General features: G+C 65.2%; 17 protein-coding genes. 7 read left to right on the top strand and 10 right to left on the bottom strand.

The window, feature by feature from the left end:
• Position 1 precedes the first annotated feature (1 nt).
• From BDOA9_RS18510 to BDOA9_RS18470, 9 genes are all read right to left on the bottom strand, one after another.
• Positions 2 to 793, bottom strand: coding sequence for an amino acid ABC transporter ATP-binding protein (locus BDOA9_RS18510; RefSeq protein ID WP_025035454.1), 792 nt, complete (start codon positions 791 to 793; stop codon positions 2 to 4).
• Entirely contained in the window at positions 790 to 1,521 is a 732-nt protein-coding gene (locus BDOA9_RS18505) for an amino acid ABC transporter permease (protein WP_025035453.1), read from the bottom strand. The genes BDOA9_RS18510 and BDOA9_RS18505 overlap by 4 nt, the downstream gene beginning before the upstream one ends.
• Positions 1,522 to 1,540: 19 nt before the next feature.
• Complete coding sequence (locus tag BDOA9_RS18500) at positions 1,541 to 2,377, bottom strand: ABC transporter substrate-binding protein (protein ID WP_025035452.1); 837 nt, start codon at positions 2,375 to 2,377, stop codon at positions 1,541 to 1,543.
• Positions 2,378 to 2,498: 121 nt separating this feature from the next.
• Complete coding sequence (locus tag BDOA9_RS18495) at positions 2,499 to 2,801, bottom strand: DUF4286 family protein (protein WP_042336215.1); 303 nt, start codon at positions 2,799 to 2,801, stop codon at positions 2,499 to 2,501.
• Positions 2,802 to 2,817: 16 nt separating this feature from the next.
• Positions 2,818 to 3,768, bottom strand: coding sequence for a dihydrodipicolinate synthase family protein (locus tag BDOA9_RS18490; RefSeq protein ID WP_025035450.1), 951 nt, complete (start codon positions 3,766 to 3,768; stop codon positions 2,818 to 2,820).
• Entirely contained in the window at positions 3,765 to 4,196 is a 432-nt protein-coding gene (locus tag BDOA9_RS18485; protein WP_025035449.1) for a MaoC/PaaZ C-terminal domain-containing protein, read from the bottom strand. The genes BDOA9_RS18490 and BDOA9_RS18485 overlap by 4 nt, the downstream gene beginning before the upstream one ends.
• Before the next feature lie 3 nt (positions 4,197 to 4,199).
• The gene (locus tag BDOA9_RS18480) at positions 4,200 to 4,607 is read right to left on the bottom strand and encodes a MaoC/PaaZ C-terminal domain-containing protein (RefSeq protein ID WP_025035448.1); all 408 of its coding nucleotides are present in this window, start codon (positions 4,605 to 4,607) and stop codon (positions 4,200 to 4,202) included.
• Positions 4,608 to 4,617: 10 nt separating this feature from the next.
• Positions 4,618 to 5,781 (bottom strand): acyl-CoA dehydrogenase family protein, encoded by a 1,164-nt coding sequence (locus tag BDOA9_RS18475; protein ID WP_042336214.1) that lies wholly within the window; start codon positions 5,779 to 5,781, stop codon positions 4,618 to 4,620.
• Positions 5,778 to 6,968, bottom strand: a complete 1,191-nt coding sequence (locus BDOA9_RS18470; RefSeq protein ID WP_025035446.1) for a CaiB/BaiF CoA transferase family protein — start codon at positions 6,966 to 6,968, stop codon at positions 5,778 to 5,780. The genes BDOA9_RS18475 and BDOA9_RS18470 overlap by 4 nt, the downstream gene beginning before the upstream one ends.
• Positions 6,969 to 7,161: 193 nt before the next feature.
• Here BDOA9_RS18470 and BDOA9_RS18465 point away from each other — a divergent pair, with 193 nt between their 5' ends.
• A complete protein-coding gene (locus BDOA9_RS18465) occupies positions 7,162 to 8,064 on the top strand; it encodes a LysR family transcriptional regulator (protein WP_025035445.1) in 903 nt (300 codons plus the stop codon).
• A 5-nt stretch (positions 8,065 to 8,069) separates the two neighbouring features.
• On the opposite strand, the gene dapA is transcribed toward BDOA9_RS18465, so the two are convergent.
• Positions 8,070 to 8,978: a 4-hydroxy-tetrahydrodipicolinate synthase gene (gene dapA, locus BDOA9_RS18460; RefSeq protein WP_025035444.1), complete on the bottom strand. Its 909-nt coding sequence runs from the start codon at positions 8,976 to 8,978 to the stop codon at positions 8,070 to 8,072.
• 187 nt (positions 8,979 to 9,165) lie between these two features.
• Here dapA and BDOA9_RS18455 point away from each other — a divergent pair, with 187 nt between their 5' ends.
• Genes BDOA9_RS18455 through BDOA9_RS18430 form a run of 6 tightly spaced genes read left to right on the top strand, consistent with a single transcriptional unit; the run spans position 9,166 to position 14,723 of the window.
• A complete protein-coding gene (locus tag BDOA9_RS18455) occupies positions 9,166 to 10,263 on the top strand; it encodes a LacI family DNA-binding transcriptional regulator (RefSeq protein ID WP_025035443.1) in 1,098 nt (365 codons plus the stop codon).
• Positions 10,264 to 10,266: 3 nt separating this feature from the next.
• Positions 10,267 to 10,635 (top strand): tautomerase family protein, encoded by a 369-nt coding sequence (locus tag BDOA9_RS18450; protein ID WP_025035442.1) that lies wholly within the window; start codon positions 10,267 to 10,269, stop codon positions 10,633 to 10,635.
• Positions 10,636 to 10,647: 12 nt separating this feature from the next.
• Positions 10,648 to 11,790: an acyl-CoA dehydrogenase family protein gene (locus BDOA9_RS18445; RefSeq protein WP_025035441.1), complete on the top strand. Its 1,143-nt coding sequence runs from the start codon at positions 10,648 to 10,650 to the stop codon at positions 11,788 to 11,790.
• Between the two features lie 4 nt (positions 11,791 to 11,794).
• The gene (locus BDOA9_RS18440) at positions 11,795 to 13,378 is read left to right on the top strand and encodes an acyl CoA:acetate/3-ketoacid CoA transferase (RefSeq protein WP_025035440.1); all 1,584 of its coding nucleotides are present in this window, start codon (positions 11,795 to 11,797) and stop codon (positions 13,376 to 13,378) included.
• Between the two features lie 9 nt (positions 13,379 to 13,387).
• Positions 13,388 to 13,873, top strand: coding sequence for a MaoC family dehydratase (locus BDOA9_RS18435; RefSeq protein WP_025035439.1), 486 nt, complete (start codon positions 13,388 to 13,390; stop codon positions 13,871 to 13,873).
• Between the two features lie 13 nt (positions 13,874 to 13,886).
• Entirely contained in the window at positions 13,887 to 14,723 is an 837-nt protein-coding gene (locus tag BDOA9_RS18430; RefSeq protein ID WP_025035438.1) for an ABC transporter substrate-binding protein, read from the top strand.
• The last annotated feature ends 69 nt before the right edge of the window (positions 14,724 to 14,792 follow it).

The following is a 14,792-nucleotide window of genomic DNA, read 5'->3' as shown; positions in this document are numbered from 1 at the left end:
ATCAGTGAATGATCTGGTCAAGGAACGTCCGCGCCCGTTCCGACTTCGGATGCTTGAAGAACTCCTCGGGCGCGGCCTGCTCGACCACCCTGCCCTCGTTCATGAACACGATGCGGTCGGCGACCTCGCGGGCAAAGCCCATCTCGTGGGTGACGCACAACATGGTCATGCCCTCCTCCGCAAGCTTCTTCATGGTCTCCAGCACTTCCTTGACCATCTCCGGGTCGAGCGCGGAGGTCGGCTCGTCGAACAGCATGATCTTGGGACGCATGCACAGCGCGCGTGCGATGGCGACGCGCTGCTGCTGACCGCCCGAAAGCTGCCCGGGGAATTTCTCCGCCTGATCCGGAATCCGGACCTTGGTCAGGAAATGCATGGCGAGATCCCTGGCCTCGGCCTCGCTCATGCCGTTCGCGGTCATCGGCGCCAGGGTGCAGTTCTCCAGCACTGTCATGTGCGGGAACAGATTGAAGCTCTGGAACACCATGCCGGTGTCCCGCCTGACCGCATCGATGTTCTTGCGCTGATGATCGAGCTCGACGCCGTTGACGTAGATCAGCCCTTCATCGTGCTTCTCGATGTGGTTGATGCAGCGAATGAGCGTCGATTTGCCCGAGCCTGAGGGACCGCAGACCACGATCTTCTCGCCCTTGGCAACCTTGAGATCGACCTCGTTCAACGCGGTGAAGTCGCCATAGTGCTTGTAGACCGCCTCCATGCGCACCGCAGGCACCTCACGGAGCTGCGGCTGCATTGTTGCACCTTCGGCCCTAACCATCGATCTCTCGCTCATGCCCGGGCCCCCGCACTCGCCTGCGCAACCGGCGCACTCGCTGCGACCCGCCTCGTTTTCGCGGCACTCGATCGACCGAAATGCTTCTCGAGCCGGCGCTGAACCGCGTCCCAGACCGAGGTGAGGATCAGGTAATACGCCGTTGCCGCTGCATAGACTTCGAGGATCTGGAAATGCTCCTGCATCAGCATGTCGCTGCGGCGCATCAGCTCTTCGACCGAGATCACGGAGGCAAGCGAGGTTGCCTTCAACAGCGAGTTGATGGAATTGCCGAGCGGCGGAATCATCAGCCGGAACGCCTGCGGCAGCGTCACGCGGCGGAACGTGACCCAGGGCGACAGGCTGAGCGCCCAGGCCGCCTCGCGCTGGCCCGCCGACACCGCCATGAAGCCGCTGCGCACGATCTCGGCGAGATAGGCCGCTTCGTTGAGGATGAGGCCGACGAGCGCGCAGGTGATCACGCTGAACTTGATGCCGAGCTGAGGCAATCCGCTGTAGATCACGACGAGCTGGATCAGCAGCGGCGTGCCGCGGAAGAACCAGATGTAGAAGCGCGCGGCACCTGCCAGCACCGGATTGGACGACATGCGCAACAACGCGATGCCCATGCCGAGGATCAATCCACCGACGACCGCCGCCACCGTCAAGCCGATGGTGACGAGCACTCCCTTCATCAGGAAGTAGTTGAAGAAGTAGCTGACGGCGGCCGTCGGACTGAAAAGGCTCATCGGCTCGTCTCCGTGGGTTTCAGGCCGGACCGGGGCCGGCGATCGCGAGCGGCTGATCGGCCGGCATGGCGGTCAGGCCGAATTTGTCGAACAGCGTCTGATAGAAGCCGTCGGCGCGCATCGCGTTGAGCGCCTTGACCACGGTATCGGCAACCGTCTTGTTGCGGAAACCAAGCGTGGTCCTGGCCGTGCCGAGTCCGCCCAGGACTTCCTTCACGCGACCACGGCCGACGAGATCGCGTGCCACGCTGTCGACCAGCAGCGCATTGTCGACCTGGCCCGCAAGCAGCGCGGCGACGACGTTGGTCGCAGTCGGGAACGTCCGCATCTCGACGGCCGCTCCGCCTTTCGCGACGCTGGCATCGCTGAGCTTCTTGAGCCAGTTCATCTGGTAGCTGCTGACCTCGACCGCGGATGATTTGCCGATCAGATCAGTTTCGGTAGCAATTTTTGTGCCGCTGTCGGGTGCGACCACCACCGAGATCGCCTGAATGGCATAGGGCACCATGTACATCAGCTTCGAGCGTTCCTCGGTCCAGAACATGCCGGTATTGACGCCGTCGATGCGCGCCGCGCCCAAGGCGGGAATCATCGCCGGAAAATCCATCCGGACGAGTTCGACGGGAAGACACAACCGCTTGCCGAGCTCGGCGGCGAGCTCGACGTTGAGGCCCTGCAGTTGGCCGTCCTTGTCGACGAATTGCTGCGGCGGGTTGGTCGGGTTGATGGAGAGCTGCAATTTGCCCGGCGCGATCAGATTGTCGTCGGTGATCGCGGGCGTGCAGCCGGCATGCACCGCCGTGGATGCGAGAACGAGTGCGGCAGCCGCACCCAAGCGAAACAATGTCGAGACCATGGATACCTCCAGTAAGACGCCAATGACCGATGCAGTTCCTCGCGCGGGATTCCCCTCGACGTTTATTGGATGCGGCCGGCCGGATCTCGCGACACGGCCTGCAGCATCGTCTTCGATCTGCTCAAGCCGGTCCCGACATCGGCCTGAGCTGGATGCGCATGAAATTCTTCACCAGGGATTCGAACGGGCCAAAGCCCTTCACCTTCAGAAATTCCGGCGTCTCGAACGCCCACCTGCCCGCGACCTCGTACATGGCGGCGTATTTCGGCCCGTCGCCGACCGAGACGAAGCGCTTGGCCGAGAGCCAGCCGGGACAGGCGAGCAGATCTGGAAAATGCGTCTGCTCGTACCAGTCGTTGAACGCAGCCTCGTGCTCGGGATCGATGTCGACCCGCACGATATGGATGAAGGCTTCGTCCGGCATCGGCTCGCCCCTCACCCTAAGTGCGGATGTCGCCGGCCGCGCGCGCCGCGCCGACCGTTGCTGCGATGGCATCGCACAGCGCCGACAGAACCGGCAGCAGCGGCGGCCGCGGATCGGCGTTGCGGATCAGACCGAGCGCCTTCAGCCCGACCTTCATGCGCGTGTGCATGTCCATGATCGGCGCAGGCCCGTAGATGGCACGAACGATCGGATAGAGCCGCTCGTTGACGGCGCGCATCGCCTTGAGGTCGTCGGCAAGCGAGGCCTGCCACAATTCGGCGAACAGATGCGGCGCGAGGCTGACGAGGCCGGAGAGAATGCCGTCGCCGCCGACGGCGAGCTGCGGCAGGAACCAGTTGAAGTTCGACGGCAGGATCGCGACGGAGGGATCGGCCTGCTTCACCGCCCGCCGGTTCTCGTCATAGGCCAGCATGGTGTCGCTGCCTTCCTTGATGGCGATGACGCTGTCGAGCGCTGCGATCTTCGCCAGAGTCTCCGGCGAGTAGCCGAAACCGGACGCCAGCGGATACTGGAAGATCGACACCGGAATTTTGATCGCCGAGCTGACCGCCTGCACGAAAGCCAGTGGCGCGCGTGAGGTCGCCGAGGCACCGCCGCCGAGCGGCGCGGGCGGGAACAACACGGCGCAATCGGCGCCGGCGGCTTCCGCGAGCTGAGCCTGGTGGATCGCTTCCGCCGTCGAATGAGCGATGATGCCCGAAAGCAGCGGCTTGGCGCCGATCTGCCGGCGCGTCCGCTCGATCACGGCCTGACGCTCGTCATCCGAGAGCGATCCGCCCTCGCCGGCATGGCCGTTGACGAACACCGCCGCGACTCCATCCGGGCAGGCGCAATAGTCCAGCACGCGGGCATAACCGTCCCAGTCGATCGAACTGTCGTCCCTGAAGGGCAGCACGGTCGCGACCGTGACGCCGCGCAAGTCAGGTTTCTTCATCGCCTTGCTCATGACGGTTTCCGCCGCGGAAATTTCAGGCTCGCGCGCGCCTTCAGCACTTCGAGGCCGCCCTCGTTGCGCGCGCTCGCCTCCCAGATGATGGTGCGGGTCTCGTCGTGCTGCTCGGCGATCCAGACGTCGAAGGTGAGCGTGTCGCCGTAGAACACGGGACCTGTGAACCAGAACCGGTCCTCCACCGACACGCCGATGGTGCCAACCAGCTCGGAGGTGAGGATGCTTGTACAGAGGCCCGCGACCATGATCCCCGGCGCCAGCCTGCGGCCGAAGCGCGTGGCACCGGCATAGACCTCGTCGACATGAACAGGGCCGAAATCGCCGGTCGCGGCGATGTAGAGCGCGCCATCGGCCTCGGTGATGGTCTTGCTCAGGCTGACCCTGTCATTCACCTTGAGATCGTCGAAGGCCTTTGGCTCGTACATGGCTCAGGCCTTCGTGAACGGAACCAGCGTTGCGGTGCCGTCCACCACCGTCGCGCCCGAGGGCGACAGCGTGCAGGTGACCCGGCAGACCGCCTCCTCCCCGGCAACCGAGACGATCTCGGCTTTGGCTTCGACGGACTCGCCGACGATCACGGGCGCGGCAAAGTTCAGCGCGATGCTGCCGATCCGCCGTGTCGGCCCGCCGAGCTGGCTGAGGCAGGTGGTTGCGAGACCACCCACGGCGAGCTCGAAGGCGACCATGTTCGACGCGCCAGCTTTCCTGGCGCGGACGGCATCAACATAGAGGCCGCCGAGATTGCCGCTGATACCGGTGAACATCGCCTGCTCGGCCACCGTCATGGTCTTGCGGAAGGCGAAGGCGGCGCCGGGCTTGAGAGGTGCGTGAGACATCGATCGCTTCCTACAGCTGCAAGCCGTTCTTGATGGTGCTGCGCGCAACCAGCATGCGGTGAATCTCTGAGGTGCCGTCATAGATGCGGGTGACGCGGGCGTCGCGATACATCCGCTCCAGCGGCAGGTCCTTGCTGAAGCCCATGCCGCCGAACACCTGGATGGCGCGGTCGACCACGCGGCCCTGCATCTCCGACGCCGCGACCTTGATCATCGAGACCTTGTCGCGCGCATCCTTGCCTTGGTCGATGTCCCAGGCGGCGTTCATCACCATCATCTTGACGCCGAAGATCTCCGTGGCGGAATCGGCGATCAGCTTCTGCACCATCTGGAATTCGCCGATGAGCTGGCCGAACTGGCGCCGCTCGCCGGCGTGCTTGCGCATCATCTCCAGCGCGCGCTGCGCCATGCCGACGGCGCGCGCGCCGATATGGGCGAGACGGATCTGGAGCACGCTCTGCATGATCAGCTTGAAGCCGCCGCCGACCTCGCCGAGCACGGCCGCCTTCGGGATGCGGCAATCCTCGAAGCTCAGCTCGGCATGGCCATAGCCGCGATGGCCCATCATCGGTTGCGTGCGCGCGACCTTGAAGCCGGGCGTGTCGCGGTCGACCAGGAACAGGGTGATGCCACCGCGCGCCCGCTTGTCCTTGTCGGTCAGCGCCATCAGGATGATGTAGTCGGCGATGTCGCCGTCGCTGATGAAATGCTTGGTGCCGTTGAGCACCCATTCGTCGCCGTCGAGATGAGCGGTCGTGCTGATCGATGCGGCGTCGGATCCCGCGCCCGGCTCGGTGATCGCCATGGCGCAGATCTTGTCGCCCTTCACCGTCGGCTTGAGATAGCGCTCGACCTGATCGCCCTTGCAGGCCATCAGCATCGGATAGACCTGGCCGAACACGCGGCGGATCAGCGCATCGGAGGTCCTGCCGAATTCTTCCTCGACCAGGCAATGCTCGACGCAACTTAGCCCGCCGCCGCCGACATCTGCCGGCATGTTCATGGCGTAGAGGCCGAGCTTCTGTGCCTTGGCCTTGGTGACAGCAAGCGCATCGGCCGGCACCGTGGCCGTCTGCTCCACGACGTCTTCGAGCGGCTGCACCTCCGTCTCGACGAAGCGGCGGACGGTGTCGACCAAAAGGCGCGTCTCCTCGGGGATTGAAAAATCGATCATCGCGCCACTCCGACGGACTTGCCGGCAACCATCGCGTCGATCTCCGCGGCTTCGTACCCGATCTCGCCGAGCACCTCGCGCGTCTGTGCACCCAATCGCTGCGGCACAAGCCGCACCTCGGGCGTCCGGCCGTCGTAGCGCGCGGGATGCGCAACCATGCGGATCGGCGCGCCGCCTGCACTCTCCGCGCTCTTGAACACGCCGAGATGGTTGAGCTGGGGGTCGGAGACGAGATCGCGATAGTCCTGCACCGGCGCGTGCCAGATCTTCGCGGCTTCGAGTGAGGGCAACCAATCGGCCGTCGATTTCTGCTTCAGGCGCGCCGCCACGATCCGCGTGATCTCCTCGCGCTTCGAAAAACTGTCGGTATCGCCGAACTGCTTGAGTGCTTCGGTCTCGAGCGCGACCGCGAGCGCCTTGGGCGACGCCATCGAGATCGCCATGTGACCGTCGGCGGTGGCGTGAATGCCGTAGGGACCGGGGCTGAACCAGGCCGCGATGCCGGCCGGACCGCGCGACGTCGGCGATGGCGCGCCGTTGAGCCAGGCGGTCAGCGGCTCGACCTGGAGGTCGAGCGCGGCCTGATAAAGGTTCACCTCGACGAGCCGGCCCTTGCCCGTCTTCGTTCGCGCGAACAATGCCGCCAGAATGCTCATGGCATAGAGTGAGGCGGCGTGCTGATCCACGATCACCGCACCCACCGCCGTCGGCTCGCCATCGGCGCGCCCGGTCCGCATCGCAAGGCCCGACATCGCCTGAAGCAGCAGGTCTTGCCCCGGGCGATCCTTGTACGGCCCGTCCGATCCGAAGCCGGTCGCCACCGCGTAGATCAGGCCTGGGTTGATCGCCTTCAGCGTGCCGTAGCCGAGACCGAGCTTGGCCATGGTGCCCGGGCGAAAATTCTCCATCACGACATCTGAGGTCGCGACCAGCTTCTTCACCGCGGCGATGCCGTCGGGGTGCTTGAGGTCGACGGCGAGGCTGCGCTTGTTGCGCCCCGTGGCGAGATGATTGACGCTGTCGCCTGCGACAAAGTGGTTGGCGACCGCCCAGTTGCGCTGAAACGCGCCCTCGATCGGCTCGACCGCGATGACGTCGGCGCCGAGATCGGCGAGCGTTTGCGCGGCCAGTGGGCCCGCGAGGTAATGATTGAAGCTGAGGATCCTGACGCCGTCGAGCAGATTCATCCGTTCGCACCATGCTGGCGCTCAGGCTTTCGCATTCGTGAATGCTTCGTCCATCGCGCGATGTCTTCGCGTGAAGCGTAAGCTGACACCTGAACGACCGACAACATCGCCATCAATTATTTTCCGAGCGAGGTTGATAACCGAAATCTATGATGCACACTGTCATCGCTCACTCTTGACCGGACCATGCCGGATGAATCTTCGACAGCTCGAAATCCTGCGCGCCGTGATGCGAACGCGTTCGACCATTGCCGCCGCAAAGGATCTCGGCATGTCGCAGCCGGCCGTCAGCAACGCCATCAAGCACGCGGAAACCGCGCTCGGCTTCCTGCTGTTCGACCGCGTCAACAAGCGCATGGTCCCAACGCAGGAGGCGCAGATCCTGCTCGCGGAAGCCGAGCCGCTGTTCCTGATGCAGGATCTGATCAGCCAGACGGCCGCGCATCTGCGCGCCGGCCGCAAGGGGCGGATGCGAATCGTCGCCACCTCCGAGCTGTCGGAATCGCTCCTGCCGCAGGTGGTCGCGCGCTTCAGCCGGGATCACGGCGGGGTGGAGATTTCGCTGGAGACCCAGCGGCTCGACGATCTCCTCGAATACGTCGAGACCGGCATCGTCGACATCGGCTTTGCCATGGAGCCGCATCCGCGACCGACGCTGGACTATTTGCCGCTGGCCCAACTCGACATGGTCTGCGCCTGCCCGGCCGACGGTCCGCTGGCGCAATTGAGCTTCGTCAGTCCGACCGATCTGCGCGATACGCCCCTGATCAACGCCCGCACCTCGAGTCGCATCAGCAGCCTGATCCAAGAGGCGTTTCGCCGCAGCGCGGTCAACTTCGCGCCCGCCATCGAGGTGCGCTTCATGAATGTCGCCGGACTTTTCGTCGAGGAAGGGCTCGGGGTGACCATCATGGACGAGTTGACGGCGTCCTCGACGCGCTATAGCCGCCTCAGGAGCGTACCGTTCAAACCGAAGACCGAGGTGACGGTGTCCGCCATCGTGCCGGCCGGCCGCATGCAACAGCGGCTGACGCAATCCCTGATCAGGCACGCGCGCGAGGAGATCGCGGCCCGGATTGCGGCGGCGCGGCAGTGACGCGCTCATGCGCTCGCTCGCTTTGACGGATCCGGCCAGGCCAGACCGAAGCGCTTGACGAGCGCCAGTGCGGCCGCATCCTGCGCGGCCGGAAGCGGCAGCCGCGGCGGACGCGGATGGCCGGCTGCAAAGCCCATATGACCGAGCAGCGTCTTGGTGCCGGCGACATAGGCCTGGCCGCCGACGAATTCGATCACCGGCAGGTATTTCAGATAGAGCTCGCGCGCTTCCTTGATCGCGCCCTGGTCGGCGACGAGGCTGAATATCCGCGCCATCTCCGCCGGAACCACGTTGGAGGCCACGGCCACCCAGCCCTGAGCGCCCTCGACAAAGGACTCGAAGCCGAGGATGCCGCCGAACACGGTCATCCTGTCCCCACAGAGGCGGATGATGTCGCGCACCCGCGTCACCTCCAGTGTCGACTCCTTGATGTAGAGACAATTGTCGATCTCGGCGATCCGTGCCACGAGTGGCGGCTTGAGATCGACGTTGGCGGTTGCCGGATTGTTGTAGACCATGATCGGCAAAGCGATCGCGTCGGCAACGGTCTTGTAGTGATGGACGAGCTCGTCGTCGGTCGGCGTCGAATAGAACGGCGGGATGATCATCACGCCGTCGGCGCCCAGTTTTTCGGCACGTCGGCTGAGGCGCACCACCTCGCGCGTGTCCTCCGCGCCGGTTCCGATCAGCACCGGCACGCGCCCCGCGGCCTGGCGAATGACGACTTCCGCGACGAGCGCCTTCTCGTCATCGTCCATCGACAGGAACTCACCGGTCGAGCCGAGCGGGATCAGCCCGTGAATGCCTTGCGCGATCTGCCAGTCGACGAAAGCACGCAAGGCGGCGACATCGACTTCGCCCGCCGCCGTGAACGGTGTGATCATGACGGTGTAGGTGCCGCGGAACGCCTTCATCGCGGCACTGCCGGATACTCGGGTGAATTCAGACGACGGACGCCGCCTGCGGAATATCGGCAGCTCTTCTGCAATCGTTTGCATAAATGGCTCTGCATTGGGCAACACCATCCATTTTTTGAGCTTGATCCGTGCAGAATAAGCTCTTAGCGTTTCTGCAATCGTTTGCAGTCTATCGGCAGGTTTGATGAGCGTCACGCTCAAAGATGTGGCACAGGCGGCCCGCGTTTCAGTCAGCACCGCTTCCCGCGCGTTGACGGGAACCGGCCTGACCAGCGAACGTACGCAGCAGCGCCTGGTGCGCATCGCGCGCGAGCTCGGCTATCGGCCGAACCCGATCGCGCGCGGATTGAAGACCGGGCAGTCGCGACTCGTTGCTCTCCTCGTCCACAATCTCACCAACGCCTCGTTCCAGGTGATGGCGGAAGTGGTGCAGGCGCGCCTGAAGGCGCTCGGCTATCAGATGCTTCTGTGCATCGGCGGCGACGACCCGCAAGCCGAGAGCGACACCCTCACTACGTTGGTCGATCACCGCATCGACGGCTTGATCGTGGTGCCCACAGGCAAGAACGGCGCGCAACTCGAGACGCTCTCCAAGAACGTGCCCATCGTCTGCCTGGTGCGGCGCGACGACGCGACCGATCTCGAGACCGTGCTCGCCGACGATCCGCAAGGCGCTTATCTCGGCACGCGTCATCTGATCGAGCTCGGGCACAAGCGCATCGGGCTGATCGTCGGCCGTCAGGACACCACGTCCGGCCGCGAACGCTTGTCCGGCTATGCGCGCGCGCTGCGCGAGGCCGGCATCGCCAGGGACGACACGTTGATTCATGCCGGCCATTACGTGCCGGAGACCGGGGCGACCTGCGCGCGCAAGCTGCTCGACCTCCCCCGCCCGCCCAGCGCGATCTTCGTCGCCAATCATGAGGCGACGCTCGGCGTGCTGCGCGTCACCGCGGAACGGAACATCGCCATTCCCGATGATCTCTCGCTGCTCTGCTACGAGGACATGCCGTGGTTCGAATGGCATCGCCCGGCGATCAGCATCGTCGACAACGGCGCGCGCGATCTCGCCAACCTCGCCGTCGACCGGCTGCTGCATCGCATGGATGCGAAGGGAAATAGCAAGGGCAATGGCAGCGATGGCGCCCGCGAGTATCGCGTCGGCGCCCGGCTGATCCAGCGCGACTCCTGCCGCCAGATCGACGCATCAGCTCCTGCCAAATCCGGCAAGTCCAAACCGTCTTCATCCAAATCGTCTGCGGCCAAATCCGTGAAGGTCTGATCGATGCCCTATGTCGAAGTGCTCGCCCCGCAAGTCCCAAGCCAGCGCAAGGCCGCGCTGGCGCGGTCGGTGACCGACGGCCTGATGTCGGCGTTCGGGGTCACCGCCGATACGGTCACGCTCTATTTCCTGAACATCGCGCCGGATGACTACGCCCATGCCGGCAGGTTCGGCGCGGAGGCCGCCGGCCAGCGCATCCTGCTCAAGGTCCACGCCTTCCGCCGCAGCGAGGCCGAGCGGCGCGCCGCCGCGATCGCGCTGACTCGCGCCGTATGCAGCGCCTATGGCGTGCCGGGCGACGATGTCGCGGTCTATTTCTGCGATCGCGATCGCAGCGAGGTCTCCCACGATTCCAAGCTCGCCAGCGATTGACGGGAGCACGCCATGGACCGCTTCTACAGCCAAGACCAGAGGGCCCTGCGCGAGACCGCCCGCCGCTTCGCTGAAGCCGAGATCCTGCCGCGCGCCGCGGCGATCGATCGCGAGGACCGCTTCGACCGCGCGCTCTACAAGGGCATGGCCGATCTCGGCCTGTTCGGCATCTGCCTGCGCGAGGGCGCCGGCGGCGCCGGGCTCGATGCGGTGGCAGCCTGCATCGCGATGGAGGAGCTGGCGCGCTGCTCCGGCGCGGTCGCCAACGCCTTTGCGATCCCGGTCGAGGCCGTGCTGTTCTTCGATCATCACGGCACCGAGGCACACAAGGCGCTGATCCCGAAAATCCTGAGCGGCGACATCATTCCCGCCACCGCCGTCTCCGAGCCCGATCATGGCTCCGACGTCGCTGGCATCCGCACCAATGCGGTGCGCGAAGGCAATGGCTGGCGGCTCAACGGCACCAAGGCCTGGGTGACCCTCGGCGGCGTCGCCGACCGCATCATGGTGTTCGCACGCACCGGCGCGGACGCGGGCCACCGCGCCATCTCCTGTCTTCTCGTCGACGGCGCCCTGCCCGGCATCGCCCGCGGCAAGAACGAGGAGCTGCTCGGCATGCACGGCCTCGACGACTGCCAGATCACCTTCTCCGACGTGCGCCTGCCGTCGGACAGCGTGATGGGGCCGGAGAACCAGGCCTTCAAGATGGCCATGAGCAACTTCAACTTCAGCCGGCTGATGATGGCCTCGATGGCGCTCGGCATGGCGCAGGCCGCGTTCGAGGACGCCACCGCCTATGCCAGGGACCGCAAGCAGTTCGGCCAGGCCATCATCGGCTACCAGGCGGTACAGTTCATGCTCGCGGACATGTCGACCGACATCGCGGCTGCGCGCCTCTTGATCCACCACGCCGCGCGCCTGCACGATGCCGGCGAACCGATCGCCAAGGAGGCGGCGCAGGCCAAGCTGTTTACGACCGACATGGCGATGAAGCACGTCTCTAACGCGCTGCAGATCCACGGCGGCAACGGCTATTCGCGCGAGTACCGGATCGAGCGCATCTTCCGCGACGTCCGCCTCGCCCAGATCTACGAGGGCACCAACCAGATCCAGCGGCTGATCATCGCCCGCCAGGTCGAGAAGGAGGCCGCGTGAGGGCATGCTGAGCATCATCACAGCGGCGGAGGCCGCCGGCCTGATCCGCGACACCGACACGCTGATCGTCGGCGGCAATGGCGGCACCGGCGCTGCCGAAGCCATTCTCGACGCGCTGGAACAGCGCTTCATCAGTGGCGAGGGCCCGCACAATCTGACACTCATCAACATCACCGGCGTCGGCGCGGTGACCGAGAAGGGCCTCTGCCATCTCGCCCATGAAGGCCTGATCGCCCGCGTCATCGGCGGCAATTTCGGGCTGCAGGTGCCGTTCATGCGGCTCGTCCGCGACGAGCTGATCGACGCCTATAATTTCCCGCAAGGCGTGATGAGCCAGCTCTGCCGCGCCATGGCTGCCAAGCATCCGGGCGTGCTCACCCATGTCGGCCTCAACACCTACATGGATCCGCGCCAGGACGGCGGGCGCATGAACAAGCGCACCACCGCGCCGCTGGTCGACCTGCTCGAGCTGCACGGCCAGTCCTGGCTGCTCTACCGCGTCCCTGCCCCGCCCGACGTCGCCATCATCCGCGGCACCTCGGCCGACGAGGACGGCTATATCAGCATGGAGCACGAGGGCACCACGCGCGAGGATCTCTCGATCGCGCAGGCCGTGCACAATGCCGGCGGCACCGTGATCTGCCAGGTCAAGCGTATCGTCAAGCGCGGCTCGATCCATCCGCAGATGGTGAAGATCCCGGGTTTCCTGATCGACCACGTCGTGCTCGAGCCCGAGCAGATGCAGACCTACGGCACGACTTACGACCCCGCGCGCTGCGGCGAGACGCGGGTGCCTGTCGCGATGATCACGCCCGATCCGCTCACCGAACGGCGGGTGATCGCCCGCCGCGCCGCCTTCGAGCTGCGCCCGCGCGACGTCGTCAATCTCGGCGTCGGCATTTCTGCGATGATCCCCAATGTCGCGGCCGAGGAAGGCATCTCCGACCTGATCACGCTGACGGTGGAATCCGGCGTCGTCGGTGGCGTGCCGGGTCATGCCCGCGAATTCGGCACCGCGATCAATCCGCGCGTCATTCTCGATCAGGCCTATCAGTTCGACTTCTACGACGGCGGCGGCCTCTCCTGCGCCTTCCTCTCCTTCGCCGAGGTCGACGCAAAAGGCAACGTCAACGTCACTCGTTTCGGCGAACGCCGCGACGGCTCCGGCGGCTTCATCGACATCACCCAGAACGCCAAGCGCCTGATCTTCAGCGGCACCATGACCGGCGGCAAGTTCGACATCGGCGTTGAGAACGGGCGCCTCGCGATCCGGCGCGACGGCGCCTTCCGCAAGTTCGTCGCGCAAGTCGGCCAGATCAGCTTCAGCGCTTCCCTTGCCGCGCAGCGCGGCCAGCATGTCAGCTACGTCACCGAGCGCGCCGTGTTCGAGCTGGAGAGCGGCCACGTGACGCTGACCGAGATCGCGCCGGGCGCGCGGCTCGAGGAGGACATCCTCGCCCATATGGGATTCAAACCGCGGATCAGCCCGCAGCTGAAAGACATGGACCCGCGCATCTTCCGCTCCGGGCCGATGGGCATCGCGCAAAGCTTCAAGGCGCTCCCGGCGCGGCCACGCAAGGTTGCCTGAGGGACCAGCATGGACACGAGCGCCCCGATCAATCTCCGTTACGAGGACATCGCGCTCGGCGCGGAGTTCGAGACCGCCATGCACACCGTGACGGAAGCCGACATCGCGGCCTTCGCCGACGTCACCCGCGACCATCATCCGCTCCATGTCGATGGCGCCTATGCGCGCTCGCGCGGCTTCCCCGCGGTGATCGGCCATGGCCTTTACGGCCTGTCGCTGATGGAAGGGCTGAAGTCGGAGCTGAAGCTGTACGAGGAGACCTCGGTCGCCTCGCTCGGCTGGGACGAGGTGAAGTTCAAAGGCCCCATCGTCGCGGGCGATCGCTTGCGGGTGCGCTTCCGCTTCGTCGAGAAACGGCCGACCAAAAACCCCGCGCGCGGCATCGTCGTCGAGACGCTCGACCTCCTCAACCAGCGCGACGAGGTGGTGACCGCGGCGCGCCACATCTCGCTGATCCTGACCCGGCAAGCCGATCAACTGCCACCCACCATTTGACAGGAGTACCTTGATGCGATTTCCCAAGACTCTCTCCGCCCTCGTCCTTCTGGCCGGCCTGACGCAGGCCGCCGGTGCGCAGACCTGCACGCCGAAAGTGCCGGCCTCGAGCCTGATCGAGGCGCCGAAATGGCAGATGTCGATCAACCCGACGCTGCCGCCGCAGCAATTCGTCGACGACAAGGGCGAGCTGCAGGGCCTCAACGTCGAGCTCGCCCGCGAGATCGCCAAGCGCATCTGCGTCGAGCCGGTGTTCCTGCGCATGGACTTCCCGCCGATGATCCCGGCGCTGCGCTCCGGCCGCTTCGATGCCATCAACACCGGCCTGTTCTGGACCGAGGAGCGCTCCAAGATGCTCTACCTCGTGCCTTATGCCCAGCAGGCGATCAGCATCTACACCGACCCCTCCTCCACCCTGAAGCTGGAGAAATTCGAGGACCTCGCCGGCCGCGTGGTCGGTGTGGAATCGGCGACCTACACCGAGCGCAAGGCGCGCGAGTTCAGCACGGCGATGGAAGCCAAGGGCCTCAAGCCGGTCGAGCTGCGTACCTTCACCACCGTCACCGCCACCTCCGCGGCGCTGCGCGCCGGACAGCTTGAGGCCGCGCTCAACATCAACGAGACCGCAAACTCGCTGGAGCAAAAGGGCATCGCCAAGATCTGGGTTCGCGACATCGCGGGCACCGACATCACCTTCGCCTTCCGCGACAAGCTGCTCGCCCAGGCCGTCGCCGACGCTCTCACCTCGATCCGCACTGATGGCACCTATGACAAGCTGTTCGACAAGTTCGGCATGACCAAGCTGAAGGCGACGACATTCGCGATCCGTGGCGATGGGCCGACCAACTGACAGCTGAGCACCGCCTCGATAGCACCGATATTCCAAGGAGTTATCACACACTTACGAGGGACTAGAGCG

Origin of the sequence: Bradyrhizobium sp. DOA9 (assembly GCF_000617845.2) — a bacterium.
Lineage (GTDB): Bacteria > Pseudomonadota > Alphaproteobacteria > Rhizobiales > Xanthobacteraceae > Bradyrhizobium.
This window is presented reverse-complemented; position numbering and strand designations above follow the sequence as displayed.

Coding starts and splice junctions, on each gene's coding strand:
- BDOA9_RS18510 (WP_025035454.1), bottom strand. CDS start 793: ATGAGCGAGAGATCGATGGTTAGGGCCGAAGGTGCAACAATGCAGCCG.
- BDOA9_RS18455 (WP_025035443.1), top strand. CDS start 9,166: ATGAGCGTCACGCTCAAAGATGTGGCACAGGCGGCCCGCGTTTCAGTC.
- BDOA9_RS18430 (WP_025035438.1), top strand. CDS start 13,887: ATGCGATTTCCCAAGACTCTCTCCGCCCTCGTCCTTCTGGCCGGCCTG.
- BDOA9_RS18435 (WP_025035439.1), top strand. CDS start 13,388: ATGGACACGAGCGCCCCGATCAATCTCCGTTACGAGGACATCGCGCTC.
- BDOA9_RS18490 (WP_025035450.1), bottom strand. CDS start 3,768: ATGAGCAAGGCGATGAAGAAACCTGACTTGCGCGGCGTCACGGTCGCG.
- BDOA9_RS18440 (WP_025035440.1), top strand. CDS start 11,795: ATGCTGAGCATCATCACAGCGGCGGAGGCCGCCGGCCTGATCCGCGAC.
- BDOA9_RS18475 (WP_042336214.1), bottom strand. CDS start 5,781: ATGATCGATTTTTCAATCCCCGAGGAGACGCGCCTTTTGGTCGACACC.
- BDOA9_RS18465 (WP_025035445.1), top strand. CDS start 7,162: ATGAATCTTCGACAGCTCGAAATCCTGCGCGCCGTGATGCGAACGCGT.
- dapA (WP_025035444.1), bottom strand. CDS start 8,978: ATGAAGGCGTTCCGCGGCACCTACACCGTCATGATCACACCGTTCACG.
- BDOA9_RS18495 (WP_042336215.1), bottom strand. CDS start 2,801: ATGCCGGACGAAGCCTTCATCCATATCGTGCGGGTCGACATCGATCCC.
- BDOA9_RS18445 (WP_025035441.1), top strand. CDS start 10,648: ATGGACCGCTTCTACAGCCAAGACCAGAGGGCCCTGCGCGAGACCGCC.
- BDOA9_RS18450 (WP_025035442.1), top strand. CDS start 10,267: ATGCCCTATGTCGAAGTGCTCGCCCCGCAAGTCCCAAGCCAGCGCAAG.
- BDOA9_RS18480 (WP_025035448.1), bottom strand. CDS start 4,607: ATGTCTCACGCACCTCTCAAGCCCGGCGCCGCCTTCGCCTTCCGCAAG.
- BDOA9_RS18500 (WP_025035452.1), bottom strand. CDS start 2,377: ATGGTCTCGACATTGTTTCGCTTGGGTGCGGCTGCCGCACTCGTTCTC.
- BDOA9_RS18470 (WP_025035446.1), bottom strand. CDS start 6,968: ATGAATCTGCTCGACGGCGTCAGGATCCTCAGCTTCAATCATTACCTC.
- BDOA9_RS18505 (WP_025035453.1), bottom strand. CDS start 1,521: ATGAGCCTTTTCAGTCCGACGGCCGCCGTCAGCTACTTCTTCAACTAC.
- BDOA9_RS18485 (WP_025035449.1), bottom strand. CDS start 4,196: ATGTACGAGCCAAAGGCCTTCGACGATCTCAAGGTGAATGACAGGGTC.